Annotated in this window: 7 protein-coding genes; 5 read left to right on the top strand and 2 right to left on the bottom strand. The window is 55.8% G+C overall.

The window, feature by feature from the left end:
* Nucleotides 1-228: 228 nt before the first annotated feature.
* Both crfC and EDF81_RS15025 read left to right on the top strand, forming a co-directional pair.
* Nucleotides 229-2583 carry a clamp-binding protein CrfC gene (crfC, locus tag EDF81_RS15030; protein ID WP_123348909.1) on the top strand — a complete coding sequence of 785 codons (2355 nt, stop codon included), beginning with the start codon at nucleotides 229-231 and terminating at the stop codon, nucleotides 2581-2583.
* Entirely contained in the window at nucleotides 2580-3458 is an 879-nt protein-coding gene (locus EDF81_RS15025; RefSeq protein WP_123348908.1) for a diguanylate cyclase regulator RdcB family protein, read from the top strand. The genes crfC and EDF81_RS15025 overlap by 4 nt, the downstream gene beginning before the upstream one ends.
* Nucleotides 3459-3494: 36 nt before the next feature.
* Here EDF81_RS15025 and kdgT read toward each other — a convergent pair whose 3' ends face one another.
* Entirely contained in the window at nucleotides 3495-4490 is a 996-nt protein-coding gene (kdgT, locus tag EDF81_RS15020) for a 2-keto-3-deoxygluconate transporter (protein WP_123348907.1), read from the bottom strand.
* 719 nt (nucleotides 4491-5209) lie between these two features.
* Here kdgT and proP point away from each other — a divergent pair.
* Complete coding sequence (gene proP, locus EDF81_RS15015; protein ID WP_123348906.1) at nucleotides 5210-6712, top strand: glycine betaine/L-proline transporter ProP; 1503 nt, start codon at nucleotides 5210-5212, stop codon at nucleotides 6710-6712.
* A gap of 47 nt (nucleotides 6713-6759) precedes the next feature.
* Here the strand turns inward: proP and EDF81_RS15010 are convergent, their stop codons facing one another.
* The gene (locus tag EDF81_RS15010; RefSeq protein WP_123348905.1) at nucleotides 6760-7383 is read right to left on the bottom strand and encodes a DUF2238 domain-containing protein; all 624 of its coding nucleotides are present in this window, start codon (nucleotides 7381-7383) and stop codon (nucleotides 6760-6762) included.
* Between the two features lie 212 nt (nucleotides 7384-7595).
* Between EDF81_RS15010 and EDF81_RS15005 the strand changes: the two genes are divergently transcribed.
* On the top strand, nucleotides 7596-8369 hold the full coding sequence (locus tag EDF81_RS15005) for a hypothetical protein (protein WP_148049937.1): 774 nt from the start codon (nucleotides 7596-7598) through the stop codon (nucleotides 8367-8369).
* A 340-nt stretch (nucleotides 8370-8709) separates the two neighbouring features.
* On the top strand, nucleotides 8710-22005 hold the full coding sequence (locus EDF81_RS15000) for a hemagglutinin repeat-containing protein (protein WP_148049936.1): 13296 nt from the start codon (nucleotides 8710-8712) through the stop codon (nucleotides 22003-22005).
* Nucleotides 22006-22008: the final 3 nt, after the last annotated feature.

Raw genomic sequence — 22008 nt, 5'->3', positions numbered from 1 at the left:
ATATCCTGATTATTCCTGAGAATGCGCTACGCTGAGTATCTTCCGGTCTCTGCGGGGACGGGAGCACCAATCTTTTAGCCAGCAGACAGATAATTATATTTCTGGTTGCTTCTTTTGTGTTGATTTTTATAGCTATTTTCCACACGTAATTATAAAAGCCGAATTTTTAGTAATTAAAAAAATGGCTAAATAAAAGTAATAAAATTTGCGTTAAGGAAAGACTTAACCATGCACACACAGACAATATATGAGTTGAGCCAGGAGGCCGAGCGCCTGCTTCAGCTGGCTTTGCACAACCTGCAGACGCTACAGAGCATGCCTATGGCGGCGCTGGACGATCCTGCCACGCAGCCCGGCGGCGAGCGCGCCAATATTCATCCGCTGCATTTCAGCACCCGTGGCATCGAGGCGCAGCAGGCGACGCTGCATAATGAATTACACAAGGTCACGCGGCTTGAAATGGTGCTGGCGATTGTTGGCACCATGAAGGCCGGCAAGTCCACCACTATCAACGCTATCGTGGGCACCGAAGTGCTGCCGAACCGCAACCGCCCGATGACGGCGCTGCCGACGTTGATCCGCCATACGCCGGGGCAAAAAGAGCCGATCCTGCATTTCTCCCACGTCGGCCCGATTGAAGCCCTGATGCACCAGTTACAGCATCAGCTCGGGCGCATCGACAGAGACAGCCTGGCGCAGCGGCTGGAAATCGACAAGGACATGATCGTGCTGCTGGAGCGCATTCAGAACGGGATGGCCTTTGAACGCCACTATCTCGGCGCGCAGCCTATTTTTCACTGCCTGAAAAGCCTTAACGATCTGGTACGGCTGTCGCGGGCGCTGGAGGTGGACTTCCCCTTCGCCGACTATGCCGCCATCGAACATATTCCGGTGATTGAAGTGGAGTTTGTCCATCTTTCGGGGCTTGGCAGCAATCCGGGCCAGCTGACGCTGCTGGACACGCCGGGGCCGAATGAAGCCGGACAGCCGCACCTGCAAAAAATGCTTGATGAACAGCTGGCACGCGCGTCTGCGGTGCTGGCGGTGATGGATTACACCCAGCTGAAGTCGATCTCCGATCAGGAAGTGCGGCAGGCCATCGCGGCGGTGGGCAAAGCGGTACCGCTCTATGCGCTGGTGAATAAGTTCGATCAAAAGGATCGTAATAGCGACGATGCTGAACAGGTACGGGCGCTGATTTCCAGCACCCTGATGAAAGGCTTTATTACGCCGGGACGCATTTTCCCCGTGTCGTCGATGTGGGGCTACCTGGCGAACCGTGCGCGCTATGAGCTGATTATGAACGGTAAGCTGCCCGATGCAGAAGAACAGCGCTGGGTACAGGATTTCGCCGAGGCCGCGCTGGGACGCCGCTGGCGGCTGGCGGATCTTGATGACCAGGAGCATATTCGCCATGCGGCGGATCTTCTGTGGGAAGACTCGCTGTTCGAGCAGCCGATCCGCACTCTGCTGCACGCCGCCCATGCTAATGCCTCGCTTTATGCGCTGCGTTCCGCGTCGCACAAACTGCTGAATTACTCCCAGAGTGCACGGGAATACCTTGAGTTCCGCTATCAGGGGCTGACCATCGCCTATGAAAAGCTGCAGTTCAATATTGTGCGCCTCGAAGAGGATATGACCCAGATACAGGTCCGTCAGGAGAACGTGATGGGCGAGATCCACCATGAGGTGGAGCAGGCAATCGGCGCGGCGGAAAGCTTTATCGATCGGCAGCAGAGTGACATTCTGCAGGCATTTGACGGCTACTTCAGCGACGACAAGCTGGCGACGCTGGCCGCGCTTAACCGGGCGGAAATGCGTCGGGACAGCGAATCCGGACGTGGCCAGCTGGTGCTTGATGACGAAAGCCAGGCGCAGGTAGTACTGAGTAAAATCCGCTCCGCCTGTGAAATGATCCTGCTGGGCGCGCAGCAAACCCTGACTCAGGAGCTGGGGCTGCGCTTTAACCAGCTGGAAACCACCCTGACGCGATCGCTCAATGACGCCATGCGGCCCATCGAAATGCGGCTAAAAAGCGAGCTGAGCGAAGCGGGATTCCATACGCGCATTTCCCTTCCGGCATTTCAGGCCGGAGTGCTTAACTTCAACACGCCGCAGCTGTTTAACGGCGTTATCGCCGCAGAAGACTTGCCGCTCGCCGCACATTCACGGGTGAGCAGCGTGCGGGAGACGATGTCGCGCTGGCTAAACAATCCCAACTGGGGCTGGGACGACTATGTGGTCACCCGGACCCGCTACATCATTGATGTCTCCAGTTTAAAAGAGAAGCTGGTTCAACACGTTCGCGAGTTCTGCGCGCAGATCCTCAAGGCGCTGTCGGCGCAGGTTGATGTCTCCGTCACGGCGGGAATGGCCAGCTTCTTTGCTGAGTTTTCACAAAGCCTGGGCGGTTTACAGAAAAGCCTCCAGGACAGCCTGCTGCTGCGCCAGCAGAGCGAATCGACCGTGCAGGCGTTAAGCCATCAGCTACAGCACTGCCTGAGCGCGGCGCGCTGGATCCAGGAGGACGCCCATTTGCTGCGTGACGATATCCAGACTCTTTTTTCGGTAGAGCAAGCATGAGCACAACACTGCTGGAGGGTCCCGGCCACGCGCTGGAATCTATTCATCCTAAGTTTATGGTCGAGCTGGTGCTGGGCATTGATAACCCACGTCTGGCACCCGTCGCCGCGCAGCAGCAGGTTTTTCGCGAACGGCTGATGAATGAAATCATGACCCAGACCCGGCTGCGGCCCTGGGCCATGTCGGGGATGTTCAGTGAAAATCCCGGGATGCGGCTGGGTCTGGCGGAGAAACTGGCAGGTATGCTCGATCCCGGGCATCTGGCGCTGACCCGCATGGGCGACTATCTGGAGACGCTCCAGCTTAAAGGCGTCGGCACGGAAACGCTTCAGGCCCAGTACGCGAAGGTTGGCGCACAGTTTCGCCAGCGGGCCGCGCATAAGCAGCGGGCGCTGTCCCAGCGCGGGCTGGTGGTGCAGGCTGGTGAACATAGCGAGCAGGTATTCACCCGCTGGCAAACGGGCCAGTATAACGGCTGGTCCCTGGCCGGACGCTGCTATATCGCGCTGGAGGAACTGCGCTGGGGGGCGTTTGGCGACGCCTGTCGGCTGGCAAACAGCGAGGTGACCCAGCTGCTGAAAGACAATGTCAGCGTGATGGCGTCCCAGCTTCTGGCCCAGAGCGTGAACGCCTCTCCGGCGACGCGCCACTTTTATCATCAGTGGCTGACCACGCCGGGCAGTACCGGCAGCGGACTGGTCGAACATAAAGAGATGCTGGGCTGGCTTGGCGGCTGGTGCGATGCGGAGCGTCATCCTCTGAGCTGGTCGGTGACCCAAAGCTGGCAGACGGTTGCGCTGGGAATGCCAAGACTCTGTTCGGCAATGCGGCTGGTGAACGGGATGGTAGAAGAGGTGTTTGGCGAATATAACTAAAAACCCCCTCGCAAAGGAGGGGGCGTTTATGCTGTTTTAGTGCTGTGTACTTTCAGTCTGTTCTGTCTGCTCGTTTACCGGCTGATGATTGCCGAAACGTCGGGCATACAGGGCGGTGATTATCGGCACCAGAATCGCCGTTACAATCACGCTCGCTGCCACCAGCGCCGTTGCGGAAGCCGCAACCGGTTCAAATGCCGGATTAATCTGCGCGATAATCACCGGGTTAGCCACCGCAGCACCTGCTGCAGAGGAGGCTGCCACACCCGCAGTACCGTTACCGCCACCAATCACACGGTCAGCAATAATCAGCGGGATACCGGTGATAATGATAACCGCCACGCCCAGGACGATACCCAGCAGGCCGGTGTCCATAATCACGCTCAGGTTAATGGTGTTACCCAGCGCGAAGCCGAAGAACGGGATCAGAACCGGCGTTGCCTTACTAAAGAAGGTGCGGAAATCGTGGTCCAGGTTACCCAGCGCAAAACCAATCAGGAACGGCAGTACCGCGCCGACGAAGTGATGCGGCTCGAAGGAGGCCAGGCCAGCGGAACCGAGGATCACCATGGTCATCAGCGGGCCAGATTCCAGAGACATCAGCACGAATGCGCCGGACTCTTCTTTACTGCCGTACTGATTCATCAGGCTCGCATACAGGCCGCCGTTGGTCATATCCATCGCAGAGACAATCGCCAGAACGGAGAGGCCAGCAAAGAAGCCGGTCTGAATGCCCGTATCCGGAATAAAGCTTGCGGCAATCATCGCAACCACCCAGGCCACGGCGATTTTAGTCAGCACTAAGGTGCCGGACTTACGTAATACGGTGCCGGTAGCGCGCAGATCGATAGAAGCACCGATACAGAAGAACCATACCGCCAGAATAGGTACGGTGCCGCCGATCATGCCCTTGGTGAAAGAACCGAAATAGTTCCCTGTATTGGGTGCGAAGGTATTTAAGATCGCACCGAGTAACAGGGGGATCAGCATCATCCCGCCCGGGATTCGTTCAATAGTAGCTTTGATTTTCATTGTGCATCCTCACTTCGCATCTCGACAGCGATGGAAGAGATTTAATAATAATTTCATTCGGTTATATGTCGATAGCGGCGGTAAGTGCTCGCTAACCCATGCAAAAATAACGAAATCGAACGCGGGTGTTATGCGTTACTCGAACTACTCATTATGTGTGACGTCGGAAGCTATGATGCGATCTTTGGAATAATGATTCAATCATAATAAAACGCTGTTTTAGTTATCTTCGTCACATATTTCAGCTAAAGGTTCCGGAACATTCCAGTTATTAGGAAAGCTGTAAATGGGATGTAAATATTTATAGATTATTTTTTGACTAGCTGAGTAATAGTCACTATCGGTACGTCTTCTGAGACCGCTTTGAAAATACGCAAAAAAAAGAAGAAAGTGACGGAGGAAAGGGGCCGGAAATAGCAGGGTGATGTCCCGCCATTTACATTTAATGACGCAGGCCGTCACATCTGAATATTTTTCGTGAAGTTGATCACAAATTTAAACACTGTTAGGGTAAAGAGGTCATTAACCCGCCTGAACAGGCGTCAACAGGTTCGGTTGTACGGATGAAAACAGGTCAGCCTGAGTAAATCAGTGTAAGTAAACCTGCTACGCTTGAATGGAGAGTTGCTTAAGTAGCGGCTCACTGGTGCACAGCATGCTCCGATATCGTTCGGAACAGCGGTGGTGCGCCAGAGGCAAAGGAAAGATGAGGATAAAAAATGCTTAAAAGGAAAAAAGTTAAGCCAATTACCCTGCGTGACGTGACGATCATTGATGATGGTAAGTTACGCAAAGCAATTACCGCGGCATCGTTAGGTAACGCGATGGAGTGGTTCGATTTTGGTGTTTACGGTTTTGTGGCCTATGCGCTTGGTAAGGTCTTTTTCCCCGGGGCCGATCCCAGCGTACAGATGATTGCCGCACTTGGGACCTTCTCCGTACCCTTCCTGATTCGTCCGCTCGGCGGGCTGTTCTTCGGGATGCTTGGTGACAAATACGGTCGCCAGAAAATTCTCTCCATCACCATTATTATCATGTCGGTCAGTACCTTCTGTATCGGGCTTATACCGTCCTATGCGTCGATTGGTATCTGGGCGCCGATACTGCTGCTGCTGTGTAAAATGGCGCAGGGCTTCTCCGTCGGGGGTGAGTACACCGGGGCGTCGATCTTTGTTGCCGAATACTCCCCGGACCGTAAACGCGGCTTTATGGGCAGCTGGCTGGACTTCGGTTCAATCGCCGGGTTCGTTATGGGTGCGGGCGTGGTGGTACTGCTTTCAACCATTCTTGGCGAGGCAAACTTCCTTGAATGGGGCTGGCGTATTCCGTTCTTTATTGCGCTGCCGCTGGGCCTGATTGGTCTCTATCTCCGCCATGCGCTGGAAGAGACGCCGACGTTCCAGCAACACGTTGATAAGCTGGAGCAGGGCGACCGCGAAGGCCTGCAGGAAGGACCGAAGGTCTCCTTTATGGAGATCGCGACGAAGCACTGGCGCAGCCTGCTGACCTGTGTTGGTCTGGTGATTGCCACCAACGTCACCTACTACATGCTGCTCACCTATATGCCGAGCTACCTGTCGCATAACCTGCATTACTCCGAAGATCACGGCGTGCTGATTATTATCGCCATTATGATCGGGATGCTGTTTGTGCAGCCGGTTATGGGCCTGCTGAGCGACCGCTTTGGCCGTCGCCCGTTCGTTATCCTGGGGAGCGTCTCGCTGTTTGTGCTGGCGATCCCGGCCTTTATGCTGATTAACAGCAACGTCCTCGGCCTGATTTTCGCCGGTCTGTTGATGCTGGCGGTGATCCTCAACTGCTTTACCGGTGTGATGGCGTCCACGCTTCCGGCGATGTTCCCGACGCATATCCGCTACAGCGCGCTGGCCAGCGCCTTTAATATCTCGGTGCTGATTGCCGGTCTGACGCCAACGGCAGCCGCCTGGCTGGTGGAAAGCTCGCAGGATCTGCTGATGCCGGCCTACTATCTGATGGTCATCGCGGTGATCGGTCTGATTACCGGTATCACCATGAAGGAAACGGCCAACCTGCCGCTGAAGGGGGCAACCCCGGCCGCGTCGGATATCCAGGAAGCAAAAGAGATCCTGCGTGAGCATCACGACAATATCGAACAGAAAATTGAAGATATTGATAAAGAGATCGCTGACCTGCAGGACAAACGCGGACGCCTGGTGCAGCAGCACCCGCGGATCAACGACTAAGGTTTCACTCTTTGAATGCGAAGCGGGCCGACAACGGCCCGCTTTTTTTACGGCTTAATCCAGGTCGCCAGCTGGCGGCTATGCCAGCGGCCCAACCCCAGCACGGTGACCAGGGAGCCGATCAGCGCACAGAACATATCGGACTGGGTATCCCAGGGATCGCCCTGGGTGCCGAGGAAATCATCCGCACCCTGACCCATGGCCAGCGCGGCCCACCACTCGATCAGCTCATAGAAGGCGCTAATCGCAAGCGCAATACAGCACACCACAAACCCGAGCATCTTCCGGCCTCGCACGATAGCCCCGCGGATCAGGATCTCCCGTGCCACCAGCGCCGGTACCAGGCCCTGGAACAGATGGCCCAGCTTATCGTAAGGGTTGCGGCTCAGCCCGAACCACGCCTGCACGTCAAAACCGATGGGCACTTTGGCATAGGTATACATCCCGCCGACCATCAGAATAATGGCGTGGAAAAAAATCAGGGTGTACAGCAGCGGCGTCAGCGGATAGCGATGATGGGTCAGCCAGAGCAGCGGCACCACGATCATCACCGGCGCAGCTTCCATTAACCAGGTCACTTTGTCCCCCGCGCTGATGCCGGTGAAGGCCAGCATTAACAGCAGGAGCAGGGCGGCGCTTTTCAGCACCAGCGGTTTCACAGTTCGGGTCATAACGATTCCGTGTTACGGGGAAAAGAGGCTTACTATCCGCCGGAGAGCGGGGAAATTCAATCCTGTACAAGGAAGAGAGACGTTATCGATTTACCCCCGGAGAGCGTAAAATCGTATCGACCCCATACCGATAAGACGCGTTATTTGCAGCCTGAGGATTTATGAACCTGAACGTGATAGCAGGAATGCTCGCCTTTTTTTCAGGCACCCTGATGGCAAATAGCCACACCTGCCCGGAGAGACACCAGACGGCTAAACAGTACACCGTCAACGGCCAGAGTGATATTCCGCAAACCGCCTTCGCTGTCGCCAACCAGAAGCGAGTCCCGTTTTACAGCGCCCCCGACGCCGACTGTAAAACCGAAGGCCGCTATGTGGTTGCCGGTGACTTTCTGCGGGCTTACAAACATTACGGGGAGTACACCTACGTCAGTTATACCAGCGTAAAAGGCGAAAATATTCCAGGATGGGTAAGCACCTCAGCGCTAAATGATTATTCACCGAAGAAGGCAAAGCCACGTCAGCATACCCTGGGCGATACGGATTTTATTGTCGTGGGTCAAGCGCGGTGGTTTGGCCTGGGCAGCTCCTGGAGCCGTACTTTTGCGGCCTTATCTGACCAGGAAATCGCTTCTGGCTATATTGGTGACTTCCCGAATGAACTGGGAGGGCTAAATAAATTCTCATCGCATGAGTATGCTGGCCTGAGCGTTGTCTCATCTAACCAGGATTACGATAAACGGCTTTGGGGGATGGATGATGACTACATTATCCAGGCCATTACAGTGACCTCCGCAGAGTATAAAACGACGCGAGGTATCGGCGTTGGCGATACCCTGGAAGAGGTGTATCACGCCTACAACGGTATTGCTGCGGTAGAAACGCCTGACACCCTACGCTATTTCGTGAATGACCAGTCCCTCTCTTTCACTATTGCCAATGGCAAGGTTGCCTCTGTTGATTTGGTCTGGCGCAATCAGGAGTAATGGATGCTTGCGGCCCTGAATTAAAAAATCGCGGCCGTTTGATTTAAGTTGGATTATTAATGTGGTGAATTTTATTTACGTTCTTTCTTTATCTTGTGGTTGTTATTGAGTCAGGGAATGAATTTGTTTTATTTTTCGGGGCTGGTATATTTAGTCCTTATCTTATTTATTTTTTATAAAAACAACTAACTCGATCCTCTAAAATGGAATGGACAGGATGTCTCTGCGTATAGCCTCTGTGGCCGTGCTGGCCCTTATTTCTCCCCGGTTAAACCGCTCCCCGAAATTCCCTCTCAGCGTCAACTGGCGCGTCAGCATGATGTTTTAAGAGATAACGATTATGGATAACACTTCTCTGCCCGTGAAATTTTCCCAGCGCGCCATCAGCTGGCTGATCATCAGCACCCTGGTCTGGCAGCCAATGGCTCCGGCCGTCGCCGCCGTCATCAGCCCGACCGGTCCGGCCAGCATGGACAGCGCCGCCAACGGCGTGCCGGTCCTGAATATCGCCACGCCCAACGGGGCAGGGATTTCCCATAATCAGTTTAACGACTACAACGTCGGCAAAGAGGGGCTGATCCTCAATAACGCCACCGGCCAGTTTAATCAGACCCAGCTGGGCGGGATTATCCAGAACAACCCCAACCTGCGTCCCGGCCAGGAAGCCCGGGGCATCATCAACGAAGTTACCGGCGGGAGCCGTTCACAGCTGCAGGGCTACACCGAGGTCGCCGGGAAAGCGGCCAATGTGATGGTGGCGAACCCTTACGGCATCACCTGCGACGGCTGCGGCTTTATCAACACGCCGAACGCCACCCTGACCACCGGTAAACCGCAGTTTGATGATAAAGGCAACCTGAGCGCGCTGAACGTCACCGGCGGGACCATTACCGTCGAAGGCAAAGGTCTGGATGCGAGCCAGAGCGATGCCCTGTCGATTATCGCCCGGGCAACGGAAGTGAACGCCGCGATCCACGCGAAAGACCTGACGGTCACCGCCGGTGCAAACCGCGTCGGGGCGGACGGCAGCGTGGCTGCCATTGAGGGCGAAGGTGCAGCCCCGACGGTCGCGGTCGATACCGGAGCGCTGGGCGGGATGTACGCCAACCGTATTCATCTGGTGTCCAGCGAGAAAGGCGTCGGGGTTAACCTCGGTAACCTGAACGCGCGTCAGGGAGATATTCAGCTCGATGCCAGCGGGAAGCTGGTGCTGAAAGACAGCCTGAGCAGCGGGGCGCTGGTTGCGAAGGGCGAGGGTGTGGTGCTTAATGGCACTCAGCAGGCGGGTGGCAATATGGTTATCGCCGGATCGCAGGATGTGGTGCTGAATGGCACCCTGGTGGTGAAAGGTGAACTGAATATTAAGGCGAAAAGCCTTAAGCACAGCGGCACATCTGCTGCCAATAGCATCACATTTACCGCACAGGACAGTATCAACAACGGTGGTTTGCTGGTAGCTGATAACCTGGCACTTGGTGCTTCGCACATCAGCAATAGCGGGCAACTCCAGGGCACCCAGGCGCTGAATCTGGATACCAATCTACTGGATAATCTTGCGAGCGGGACGCTGTACTCAACGCAAGATTTGCATCTCAATATTCCGCAACTGAACAATCAGGGAACAATACAGGGGCTTTCTCTCAACGTAGCAGGTGATGTGCTGCAAAACAGCGGCATACTGCTTTCCGATACTGGTATGCAGCTTAATGCCTGGCAACTTAATAATCGGGGTAGTGTGGCGGCAAAAGGCCAGTTGACCGCCAACACTTCTTGGCTGAACAACACCGGACAAGTGCAAAGCGGTGGCACTCTGACTCTTTCCGCTGGCGAGGCGACGCTGAACGGGACCCAGGCCGCACAAGATGCGCTGGAGGTGATCGCGAAAACCCTTAATCACAGCGGCCAGTCGAGTGCTGCCAGGATCGCCATAACCGCGATGGACAGCATTAACAACGGCGGAACACTGGTGGCGGACAACCTGGTGCTCAGCGCTGCACTGATTGAGAGTGATGGTCAGATTCAGGGCACGGACGCCCTGAATCTGAATGCTGATCGGCTGGACAACCAAGCGAACGGCACGATCTACACCTCACAGGGTCTGATCCTCAATATTCCACAACTGAATAACCATGGAAAGATTCAGGGGGTATCGCTGAGCCTTACCGGCAACGTGCTGAAAAATGACGGAACGCTGCTTGCCGATACCGACCTGTGGCTAAACGCCGGGCAGATGGACAACCGGGGTAGCGTGGCTGCGAAAGGCCAGCTGACCGCCGAAGTTACCAGGCTGAACAACTGGGGGACGATACAAGGACTGTCGCTTGGAGTTTCAGGAGATACGCTGGAAAACAGTGGCACGCTACAGGGAAAAACCCTTGGCGTGAGCAGTGATGTGGTGCACAGCAGCGGCATGCTGACGGCTGATGACGCTCTGCACGTGGAGGCAGGTTCCCTGACTACGACGGCAGATTCAACCCTGACCAGCAAAGGCGATATCACTCTGACGGTAAAACGCGACGCCACTCTGCAGGGGCAGGTGAACGCTGATAGATCACTAAATCTTGATGCGGGTAGTCTGACCAGCACGGCCCAGTTGCAAAGCGGCGGCAATATGATGATAACCGCCGACAGCGCCACATTTAACGGGGCTCAGGTGGCAAAAGGTTCGCTCGATGTGACGGCGAACTCCCTGAACCACGGTGGCAGGACCAGCGCGGGGAAAATCATTCTGACCGCTCAGGATGATATTACCAACGGTGGCACCCTGATTTCGGATAACCTGGCGCTTAATGCCTTGCATATCAGCAATAGCGGATTACTACAGGGTACCCACGTGCTGAATATGAAAACCGGGCAGTTGGATAACGAGGCGAATGGTTCGCTCTACTCGGTGCAGAGCCTGCTGCTGAACATTCCTTATCTGAATAACCACGGCACAATTCAGGGACTATCGCTGGGCCTCACCGGCGATGTGCTGCAAAACGACGGTACCCTGATGTCAGCCTCCGACGCACTACTACGTGCCAGAGTGCTGGATAACCGGGGAACGGTAACGGTAAAGGGGCTGTTAACCGCCGAGGGTTCAACGTTGGACAACAGCGGTACGCTTGAAGGGCAGGAGCTGGATCTTACAGGCGACACGGTGCGCAATAGTGGATCGGTGATGGCAGCAGGCGACGCCAACATTAGGGCCGGGTTGCTGGATAACCGAGCAACGATGGCGGCAAAAGGCCAGTTAACGGGCGATACCCAAACGCTTATCAACAGCGGCACCTTGCAGGGGCAGACGCTGGAAATCGGCGGTGATGAAATACAAAACAGCGGTGTGCTGAATTCGGCGGGCGCGGCCCTGGTCCGTGCGAGAGAACTGACTAACGTTGGTGTGGCCGCGGCAAAAGGCCAGCTCATCGTCAATGCTACAACGCTTACCAACGTTGGTACGCTACAGGGACAGAGCCTCAGGGTCACTGGGGATCGGGTACAAAACAGTGGCACGCTGGCCGCAGACGGCGCACTGCGCGTGGAGGCTGGAACACTCACCAGCGGCGCGGGTTCCACCATTACCGGCATCGGCGATGTCGTGCTAAGTGCGCAGGCGCAGGCCGATATCGACGGGCAGGTTAACGCCACAGGCGCACTGGATATCCACGCAGGCGTCCTGACCAGTCAGCAACAGGCGCAGTTGCAGAGCGGGAGCGATATGACCCTGGGCGCTGAAAGCGTTACGCTTAACGGTACTCAGGCGGTAAAAGGGATGCTTGATGTTAAGGCTAATACGCTGACTCACGGCGGTAAGTCCAGCGCTGCGGGTATCACCCTGAATGCGCAAAACGGACTGAAGAACAGCGGCACGCTGGTTGCCGATACCCTTAATATTACCGGGGCACAGGTACGTAATAGTGGTCTGCTGCAGGGCACTCGCGCGCTGAACCTTCAGACCGGGAAACTGGATAACCTGACGGGCGGTACCCTCTATTCGGCACAGGGGTTCACCCTCTCTGTCCCTGAATTTAATAACAGTGGGCTGGTTACCACCGATGGCGATCTACATTTGGAAGGCATCGCGCTGGTAAACGGCGGGGAAATCAACGGTGTCAGCCTGTTTAGCTATTACCGTGACCTGACCAACAGCACTGCCGGGCGTCTGCTGGCCGATAAGCAAATAATCCTTAATTCAGCACGTGTAACAAACGACGGGCTGGCGGCGGCAGATGTCGGCAGCGTGACGGCGGATACGCTTGACAACAGCGGCGAAGTGGCAGCGACCTCCCTGCTGCTGACGCTGACGCAGAAAGCTATTAACCACGATACCGGACGCATTGTCGCTGATAGCGATTTAACGTTCAGCGCACCGATGCTGATCAACCATGGGCTGCTGGCGGGTAATAGTCTGACCCTGAAGCAGGCAGATATCACCAACGGTGGTACGTTACAGGGGGCGGACTGGCTTACGGCCGTTGGGGCCAGCCTTACTAACCAACAGGGCGGAGTCGTGCTGAGCAATGGCGCGATGACCCTCAAAAATGATCGACTGGTCAACGCCGGGCTGGTTCAGAGCGATACGCTGGATTTGACGACCGGAGAGTGGATCAATAATGGCAATGTGCTGGGTAAAAATGGCCTGACCGCTGTGGTGAATGGCAGTTTTAATAACCAGGGGCGGGTAATCAGTCAGCAGGTCCTGACGCTACAGGCATCAAGCAGTGAGAATGGCGGCACGCTGATGTCCAAAGCACTCTCACTGTATGGCGATGTACGCAATAGCGGGTTGATTCAGGGCACTGATGATTTGGCCTGGGAAGGGACCACGTTGGTCAATGCCGCAAATGGTCAGATGCTGAGTGGAAACGGCCTGACGCTACAGGGTACCTCGCTTGATAACCATGGGCAGATGCAAGGGCGCATGGTTACCGCAACCGCCGACAGCTTGTATAACGGTGGTACTTTGCAGGCGCAGGAGGCTCTTAACACCACGCTCAGCGGGCAGCTTGATAACCAGGGGGAGATACTGAGCCAGGGGCTGGCAGATATCCGCACTACGCAGATGCAGAACGATGGCAAGCTGGCCGCGAAAGTGTTGCTGCTTACCGCTCCTGAGCTGACCAGCAACGGCCTGTTGCAGGGCAACGACAGCCTTACGCTTACCACCCTCAAACTGCTGAATGGCAGGCAGGGACAGCTGGTCAGCGGCAAAGCGCTGAATCTGAGCCTGGATCAACTTGAGAACCAGGGGCTGCTGTATGTGAACGGCGACTTGACTCTTGATGCGCTCACTCTGGTCAACGGTGGCAGTCTGGAGGTCGATGCACTTGACGCTACGCTGCGTGGTACTTTGACCAACACAGGTATCCTGCTCGCCCATCAAGACGCGACTCTGCGTGCCGACGTACAGACCAACAGCGGTGAGATCGCCGCCTATTCTCTTATCCTTGAGGGAAAAAACCTCAGCAACAGCGGACTGGTGCAGGGTGCGCATGGGCTTCAGGCTACAGCGGATGAACTCATCAATAACGCCGGGGGCCGCTGGCTTTCCGGCGATGTGTTGACCCTCAATGCAGCCCACCTGGACAATGCCGGGACATTGCAGGGGGAGACTCTCGATCTGCACGGTACTACCTTTGATAACCGTGGCACCGTCAACGGCCTGCAGGGCATGACCGGCGTTTACCGTGGTGATGTGACCAACGACGGACTACTGGCCAGCGGTGGCTTGACTGATTTACGCGGCGAAACCCTCACCAGCAGCGGGCGTATCACTGGCGATACTCTGACGTTAAATGCCACGACGCTGCACAACGACGGGTTGTGGCAGGGCAATAACGGCTTGATGCTTAATGCTGACACCCTGACCACCGGAGCGGCATCCCGCACCCTGAGCGGCGGGACCTTCAGGCTGGATACCGGACAGCTTACGACCCTCGGTACGCTACAGGGCGGCCTGGTGAATGTGGCTACCGACAACTGGACGCTTGGCGGTTCGCTGCTGAGCCAGGGCGATTTGACGGCCACGGTCAGCGACACTCTGACGTTGACTGGCTCGTTGACCAGCCAACGAGCGATGAACGTGCGTGCCCAGACACTGCATAACGACGGGCAGATACTGAGTTCCGGGGATATCACTCTGCGCGGCCAGTCGTTTACCAACAACGGTACCGTGCAGGGCAACAGCCTGGCTGCGCATGAAAGTCGCATAACCAATAATGGTACGTTGATCGGACTGAACGACCTGTTGCTGGATAATCGTCAGAGCTCTGTCGCTACGCTGGCGCGCATGGCGCTGGTGGCCCCGGAGCTTGAACTGAACAACGGGGAAACAGGATCGCTACTCACCCAGGGCACCCTGGACATCACTGCCGGGGTGGTACGTAACACTGGAACTTGGCAAGGAAACCGCGTGTTGCTGGCGGCCCAGTCGCTGGAGAACGGCGGAGTGGTGCAGAGCGCCGGGGCGCTGAATCTTACACTTGCGGGAAATCTTCGTTCGACGACGGGCAGTAAAATCACTGCGATGGGTACGGCGGCGTTGCAGGCGCTCTCCATGACCAACGATGGTCTGTGGGCGGCAGACGCTCTTATGCTAAAAGCTAATAGTCTGAACAATAGTGGCGTCATCAGCGGTAACGACGAACTGACTGCCACGCTCAACGGTGCGTTCATTCAACAGGCGGGAGCCACTTTTGCAAGCAGCGGGGCGTTGAACCTGAGTGCCGAAAAAGTGGTGAACGCGGGTAAAATTCAGGGCAGAGACATAACGGTTACCGGCGCTTCGCTGGTTAATAACGCCGGTGCGGAGTTGGTGAGCTCGGACGTGCTCACCCTGATCGCACCAGATATGAAAAACAACGGTCTGATCCAGGGCACCGGTGAAACCCATGTCGATGCTGCCACCCAGGCGCTTAACAACGGAAGGATTCTCTCCGGTGGGCCGTTAACGCTTACCACGCCGGAGTATAACGGCGCCGGCTGGCTTCAGGCGACTGACTTGATCCTCAACGCTGCACAGAACGGAGCCAGCGGCACACTCATGGCCGACCGGTTGACGCTGGCCGGTGATACCTTTACTAATCAGGGCCTGTTGCAGGCCAATGACCTCACACTTAATTACCGGCACCTGACCAATGGTGGCACTCTGCTCGGAGGCAACACACTGACGGTCAATGCCACGCAGGTAGAGCAGTCCGCCACCGGCAAGCTGTTTAGCGGCGGCGATTTGTTTGTGGGTGCAACTGGGCTGGACTCGCTGGGGCAGATGGTGGCACTGGGCAACCTGACGCTGCAACTGACTAACGCTTTTACTGGCAAGGCGCAGCTGGTGGCAGGTAATACCCTGAGCGTCATCAGCGACGGGGCGATTGACAACCAGAGTGTGATGCAGGGCCAGGCAGTGAACCTGAACGCGGGCGGACAACTGACCAACAGCGGGCAAATAACCACCGGTAGCGGAGCCAGTATGTTCAGCGGCAGTGCCATTGCGCTTAGCGACAGCAGCGCCATCCAGAGCGGGGGTGACATCACCCTGGCCAGCCGGGGCAATATTACGACCAACGGTTTTACCGGAACGAGCGGCACTCTGACGATGAGTGCGACAGGGGCTATTGTTAATACCGCTTTGTTGTATGCGGCGAACAATCTGGCGCTCTATGCCAGCAGCATCCATAACCTGCGCGGCGACATCCTGGCAGGCAACAGCCTGTGGATGCAAAAAGACGCGGCGGGTAATGCTAATGGCGAGGTGGTGAATACCTCGGGAACGATTGAGACCACTAATGGCGATATTACGATTAGGACGGGGAGTCTGCTGAATGAGCGAGAGGGACTCAGCGAGTCACGCAGCTATCAGGCGGCAACGGGAAGCCCTGCGGCAAGTGGAGCGAGTTCAATCAGTGTAAAAGTCACCAGCCTGCCCGCTGAACAGTGGGGGTATATTTATACGGTTGTAAGCGGCCCTGGAGGAGGTAATGGGTTTTCTGTTGTCGCACCCATGGCGATAGGGGCAGTGCAACGTTACTTAGTGGGATCAACTGTTGTTAACGTCACGGCGAAGGCAGGTGCATCGCGTATCTCTGCCAATCACGATCTTAATGTGAGTGCCGCTACGCTGAATAACCATGCCAGTAATTTACTGGCTGGCAATCGGGTCAACCTATCTGGAGCTAGCCTGAATAACCAGTCCTGGTTTGGTTATGCTGAAGATGAATACAAGGTCTACCGCTATAGCGGGAAAACAGGCAAGGTATCCAGTCTTGTGGGAAAGCCTGCCTCAGGAAACGATAATAACCGTCGCGTAACCTATACGCTGGACGGCGCACCGCAGTACGAAACGCGCAACACCGATCAGGTTTTCCGTTCAGTGATTCAGGCTGGCGGTCTGGTAACAGCTAATTTTTCCAGTGATATCAGCAATACGGCGACAACATCGAATGGTGGAGGAATAAGTCATGTTATTCCAGCGCCTTCGCTGAACACCCTAAGTAACCAGTCTATTGATACGGGCGCGAAAAAACAGAGCCTGAATAGTGCTGGTGCCGTTAGCTCACCACAGTGGAACGATCAACTGCAAAATGCATTGCAGCAAATCAACGGCGGCGGGTCGCTGGACAGCGGCAGTGCTGCAGGTGTTTCGATCAGCGCAATCCATAGTAACCAACAAGGCAACGCCAGCCTTGGTAAGCTTAATACGCTGGCGGATACGGGCATCACGACTGCCGAATTGAATCCGGTTAAAGGTAGCACTACCGGGCAGTACCAGGGGAAAACCGTTGATACCAGCGCTTACCCCCTGCCGATGGGGAATAACGGCTACTTCGTGGTGTCGGATAATCCGAAAAGCCCCTACCTCATTACCATCAATCCAAAACTCGACGGGCTGGGTGATCTAGATCCGGCTCTGTTTGGAGACCTGAACAAGCTGCTGGGGCTGTCGCCATCGGCTTCTGCACCCGGTTTTAATGCGTCGACTCTGCCGAATGGAGTCACCCCTTCCGCAACGCCCGGGGACCAGACAGCATCCGGGTTACCAGATAGCATTAAGCCTGTTACGCCCCCTTTGGCTATTTCTGGGCCTGCGATATCGTCGCCTGAAATGGTGGTGCCACGGGAGATTAATCCGGAATATACCGACGAGAAGTTGTTCCTTGGTTCCGCTTATATGCTGGATCGCATTAACCTGAAACCAGAATACGATTACCGTTTCCTTGGTGATGCGGCGTTCGATACGCGTTATGTCAGTAATACGCTTCTTAACCAGACAGGTCATCGTTACCTTAACGGGATAGGTTCCGAGCTGGATCAGATGCGCTACCTGATCGACAACGCCGCCAGCCTGCAGCAATCTCTGGGGCTTCAGCTTGGTGTGTCGCTCACTGCCGATCAGATTGCGGGTCTGGACCACAGTATCCTGTGGTGGGAAATCGCGAACATCGGTGGCGAAATGGTGATGATCCCAAAACTGTATCTATCGCCAAAAGATGCCACCATCAACAGCGGCAGCGTGATCGCCGGGAATGACATCAGCCTCAAGGGCGGTAATATCACCAACAGCGGGAGCTCGCTGCTGGCCAAAAATGACCTGAGCCTTGAGAGCCGAGAGTTTATAAATAACAGCGGTGATTCGTTGATTAAAGCGGGAGGCAATCTTGACCTCAGTTCCATCGGCGATATTAGCAACATCAGCTCTGCTATCAGCGGTAAAGCGGTGGTACTAGAGAGCTTAGATGGCAGCATCAATAACATCACTCAGTCCGCGACTTTCTCCCTGGATGATAAAAGCAAGGGCCGTGCCTTAAGCATTACCGATACTAAGTCTGGCAATATTGCCAGTATTACTGCGCAGGATACACTATCGCTGGATGCCGGGAAAAACATCACCATAGGCGGCGCCAGTCTGACCTCGGGCGGTGGCATGCTGATGAAGGCTTGGGGTGATATTGCGCTCAACGCGAACAATATAGAGAGCACCCGGAATCTCAGCGAGGGAAAATCCAAAACCACTCGAGCGTCAGCCTCTTATCAGGGCAGCACGCTCAGCGCTGGCGGTAATCTGGTGCTTGAAGCCGGACAGGATATTAGGGCGCAGGCCGCTGGAATGGTGGCAGAGAAAAGCGTTGAACTACAGGCCGGACGCGACATCAATCTGGATGCTCTGGCAACACGACAGGCCGACAGCTACAAAGCCAGTAAAAAAACAGTGATCAACGAGCACGTCCGCCAGCAGGGAACGGAGATCGCCAGCGGCACCGATACGGTGATTATCGCCGGGCGCGATATGAATGCCCAGGCCGCACAGGTGACGGCGAAAGGGGATATTGGCGTTCAGGCCGGACGTGATGTCAATCTCACCACTGCCACCGAAAGTGATTACTACTTCAAAGAAGAGACCAAAACTAAAAAAGGCTTCCTGAAAAAAACCACCACGCACACCATCGCGGAACAGCAGAGCACCCGGGAAACCGGTTCGTTGCTGAGCGGTGATAACGTGACGGTAAGATCCGGTAACGACCTGCTGGTAAAAGGCTCAGCGGTGGTCGGCGATGGCGATGTTGCGCTGAGTGCGGACCGCAGCATTGATATTCAGGCGGCCACCAATACTGACTCGAGCTGGAATCTTAAAGAGAAGAAAAAGAGCGGGCTGATGGGGTCAGGGGGAATCGGCTTCACCATCGGCACCAGTAAAACCAAACAGGACCTTAAGGAGAAAGGCACCACCCAGAGTCAGAGCATGAGCACCGTCGGCAGCAACGGCGGGAGCGTCACGCTTAACGCGGGGGAACAGGTGCATATTGGCGGTGCCGATCTGGTGGCGAAGAAAGATCTCAGCCTGACCGGGGACAGCGTCGTGATCGAATCGGGCCATGATAAACGGACCAGTGACCAGACGTTTGAGCAGAAGAGCAGCGGCCTGACCGTGGCGCTCTCCGGCGCGGTCGGGGACGTAGTCAATACCGCGGTCTCTACGGCAATCGAAGCGAAAGAGCAGAGTGACGGGCGACTGGCCTCACTGCAGGCCACCAAAGCGGTACTGTCCGGGATTCAGGCCGGTCAGGCGAGTCGCCTGGCAGAAGCCGCCAACGGCAGTGATATGACCAAAAATGGCGCATTCGGGGTTATGGTCTCCCTCGGTGGGCAGTCATCCAAATCCACGTCCCACTCAGAGCAGGACACGGCCATCGGCAGCACGCTGAACGCGGGGAACGATCTCAGCGTGGCGGCAAATGGCCGGGGAAATTCGGCTAACAGCGGCGATATTGCGGTATCAGGCAGCCAGGTGAAGGCCGGGAAAGATATCACTCTCGATGCGGCTCGCGATATCAGCCTGGGCGGCGCGGCAAACACGCAGTTCACCACCGGCAGCAATTCCAGCAAAGGCGGCTCGCTGGGCGTGGGTATTACTGCCGGACCAAACGGCGCCGGGTTTACGGTCTCCGCCAGCGCCAATGCGGGCAAAGGCGGTGAGAAAGGGAACGGCACGACGTGGAATGAGACCACGCTGGATGCGGGGAGCAACGTCAGCCTGACCAGCGGCCGTGACGCTCTGCTGCAGAGCGCGCAGGTCAATGGCGAGAAGGTCACGGCTGATATCGGGCGTGACCTTACGCTCAGCAGCCTGCAGGACAGCAATAACTATGACAGCAAACAGCAGAGCCTGAGCGGCGGGCTGAGTTACACCTTTGGCGCAGGCGGCGGACCCGGCGTCAATATCAGCTACAGCCGCGACAAAATGAAGAGCAATTACGACTCTGTCCAGGAGCAGACGGGGATCTTCGCGGGCAAGGGCGGGTTTGATGTCGCCGTCGGCAACCATACCCAGCTGGACGGGGCGGTGATTGCCAGCCGGGCAGAGGCGGATAAAAACCGCCTTGAGACCGGGACGCTGGGCTTTACGGATATCAACAATAAAGCGGAGTACAAGGTCGAGCATCAGGGCGGCGGGTTCAGCACGTCCGGGGGCATTGCCGGAAACGTGATTGGCAATATGGCGAGCACGCTGCTGACCGGTCTGGGCGGCAGCGGTAACGCGGAAGGCACCACGCAGTCGGCGGTGGCAGACGGAACAATAATTGTTCGCGACGTCGCACATCAGCAGCAGGATGTGAGTACACTGAGTCGTGATACTGACCATGCCAACGGCAGTATCGACCCGATCTTTAACAAAGAGAAAGAGCAACGACGCCTGCAGACCGCACAGCTTATTGGTGAGATCGGTCGTCAGGTGTCGGATATCGTGCGCACGGACGCGAAAATCAGGGCCACGGAAAGTGCCGGCAAGCAGATGAAAACGGCGACGGCAGACGACCGTGCTGCCGCCATTAAGGCGCTGGAAAAGGATAAAAAGGCGGTCACGGAAGAGGCCATCAGCGGGCAGATGTATCAGACGTTCTACAATGATGCGTTTGCAAAAACCGAGCAGGGAACAGGCGGGCAGTATCAGCGGGCTATCACCGCCGCCACGGCAGCGATACAGGCCATCGCGGGCGGAGATATCAAAGGTGCCCTGGCGGGAGCTGCAGCCCCGTATATCGCCAATGAGATAGCGAAAGCTATTCCTGAAAAAGACCACGCAGGAAGAGTCCTGGCGCACGCGGTGGTGAATGCCGCGCTGGCCGCCGCCAGCGGAAAAGATGCAGGAACAGCGGCAGCAGGCGCCGCCACGGGCGAACTGGCGGGCATGATCGCCCTTGCCGCCTGGGACAAAACGCCCGACCAGTTGAGTGAAGAGGAAAAACAAACGGTCTCCGCGCTGGCGACGCTGGCTTCAGGCCTGGCCGGTGGCCTGGTGGGTGACAGCGGTGCAAGCGTGGTGGAAGGGGCGCAGGCCGGGAAGACTACTGTTGAGAATAACTCTCTTAGCGTCAAACAAAACCAGGACCGGGCCAGAGAAATGACCCAGTGCCAGGGGGATGCCTGTAGCGCTGTTGTTGAAAAATATAAGAAAATAAATGCTGAGCAGCATGAAAGCGTTGTGAACTGCTCGGGGGCTCAGGACTGTGTCGATAAAGCGAATGAAGTTGGCCAGTTGCAGGCTGATTATGCTAATCGTATCAATGAGCTGCTGGAAAAGGCGCGTGCTGATGGTGGTCTGAGTCGGGAAGATCAGGATGAACTTTCAGTCCTTCAGGTGACGACGATCCAGCTTGAGGCAGACAGAAACGCGGCGATTCATAACGCATTGATGTCCGGAGATTCATCCGAAGCGAAGCAGCTTGCGATCAACTCGCTGGCTCAGGTGGCAGGGACAAGCGCAGCGGGAATAGCTGCTGGGATTGGGAAAAATAAGACTAATACTGGAGAAAATGCGGCCAAGAATGGATTAAAAAACGCACCAGAGACGCAAACTAGTGTTGATAATAAATTAGCTAATTACCTGTTAGCAAAAGATCATCCAGTTGGTGGAAGCAAGGCTGAATGGTTTGACAAAGCCCTCGGCTTTAACAAAGGGAATTCAAGCGATCTCGCAAAACAAATTGTCTTTGAACCAGGCAAAGCTGTGAAAACAGCAGAAACTCAGCACGGCGTCAAATATGACCAGGTAATATCTATCACTGGTGCTAACGGAAGAACAATAGATGTGAAATTCGGTTGGATTAAGAATAATGATGGAGTCGTTAGACTTGTGACAGCTATTCCGGCCAAGAAATAACGG

Source organism: Enterobacter sp. BIGb0383 (genome assembly GCF_003751845.1).
Taxonomy (GTDB): Bacteria; Pseudomonadota; Gammaproteobacteria; order Enterobacterales; family Enterobacteriaceae; genus BIGb0383.
This window is presented reverse-complemented; position numbering and strand designations above follow the sequence as displayed.

Coding starts and splice junctions, on each gene's coding strand:
- kdgT (WP_123348907.1), bottom strand. CDS start 4,490: ATGAAAATCAAAGCTACTATTGAACGAATCCCGGGCGGGATGATGCTG.
- crfC (WP_123348909.1), top strand. CDS start 229: ATGCACACACAGACAATATATGAGTTGAGCCAGGAGGCCGAGCGCCTG.
- proP (WP_123348906.1), top strand. CDS start 5,210: ATGCTTAAAAGGAAAAAAGTTAAGCCAATTACCCTGCGTGACGTGACG.
- EDF81_RS15005 (WP_148049937.1), top strand. CDS start 7,596: ATGGCAAATAGCCACACCTGCCCGGAGAGACACCAGACGGCTAAACAG.
- EDF81_RS15000 (WP_148049936.1), top strand. CDS start 8,710: ATGGATAACACTTCTCTGCCCGTGAAATTTTCCCAGCGCGCCATCAGC.
- EDF81_RS15010 (WP_123348905.1), bottom strand. CDS start 7,383: ATGACCCGAACTGTGAAACCGCTGGTGCTGAAAAGCGCCGCCCTGCTC.
- EDF81_RS15025 (WP_123348908.1), top strand. CDS start 2,580: ATGAGCACAACACTGCTGGAGGGTCCCGGCCACGCGCTGGAATCTATT.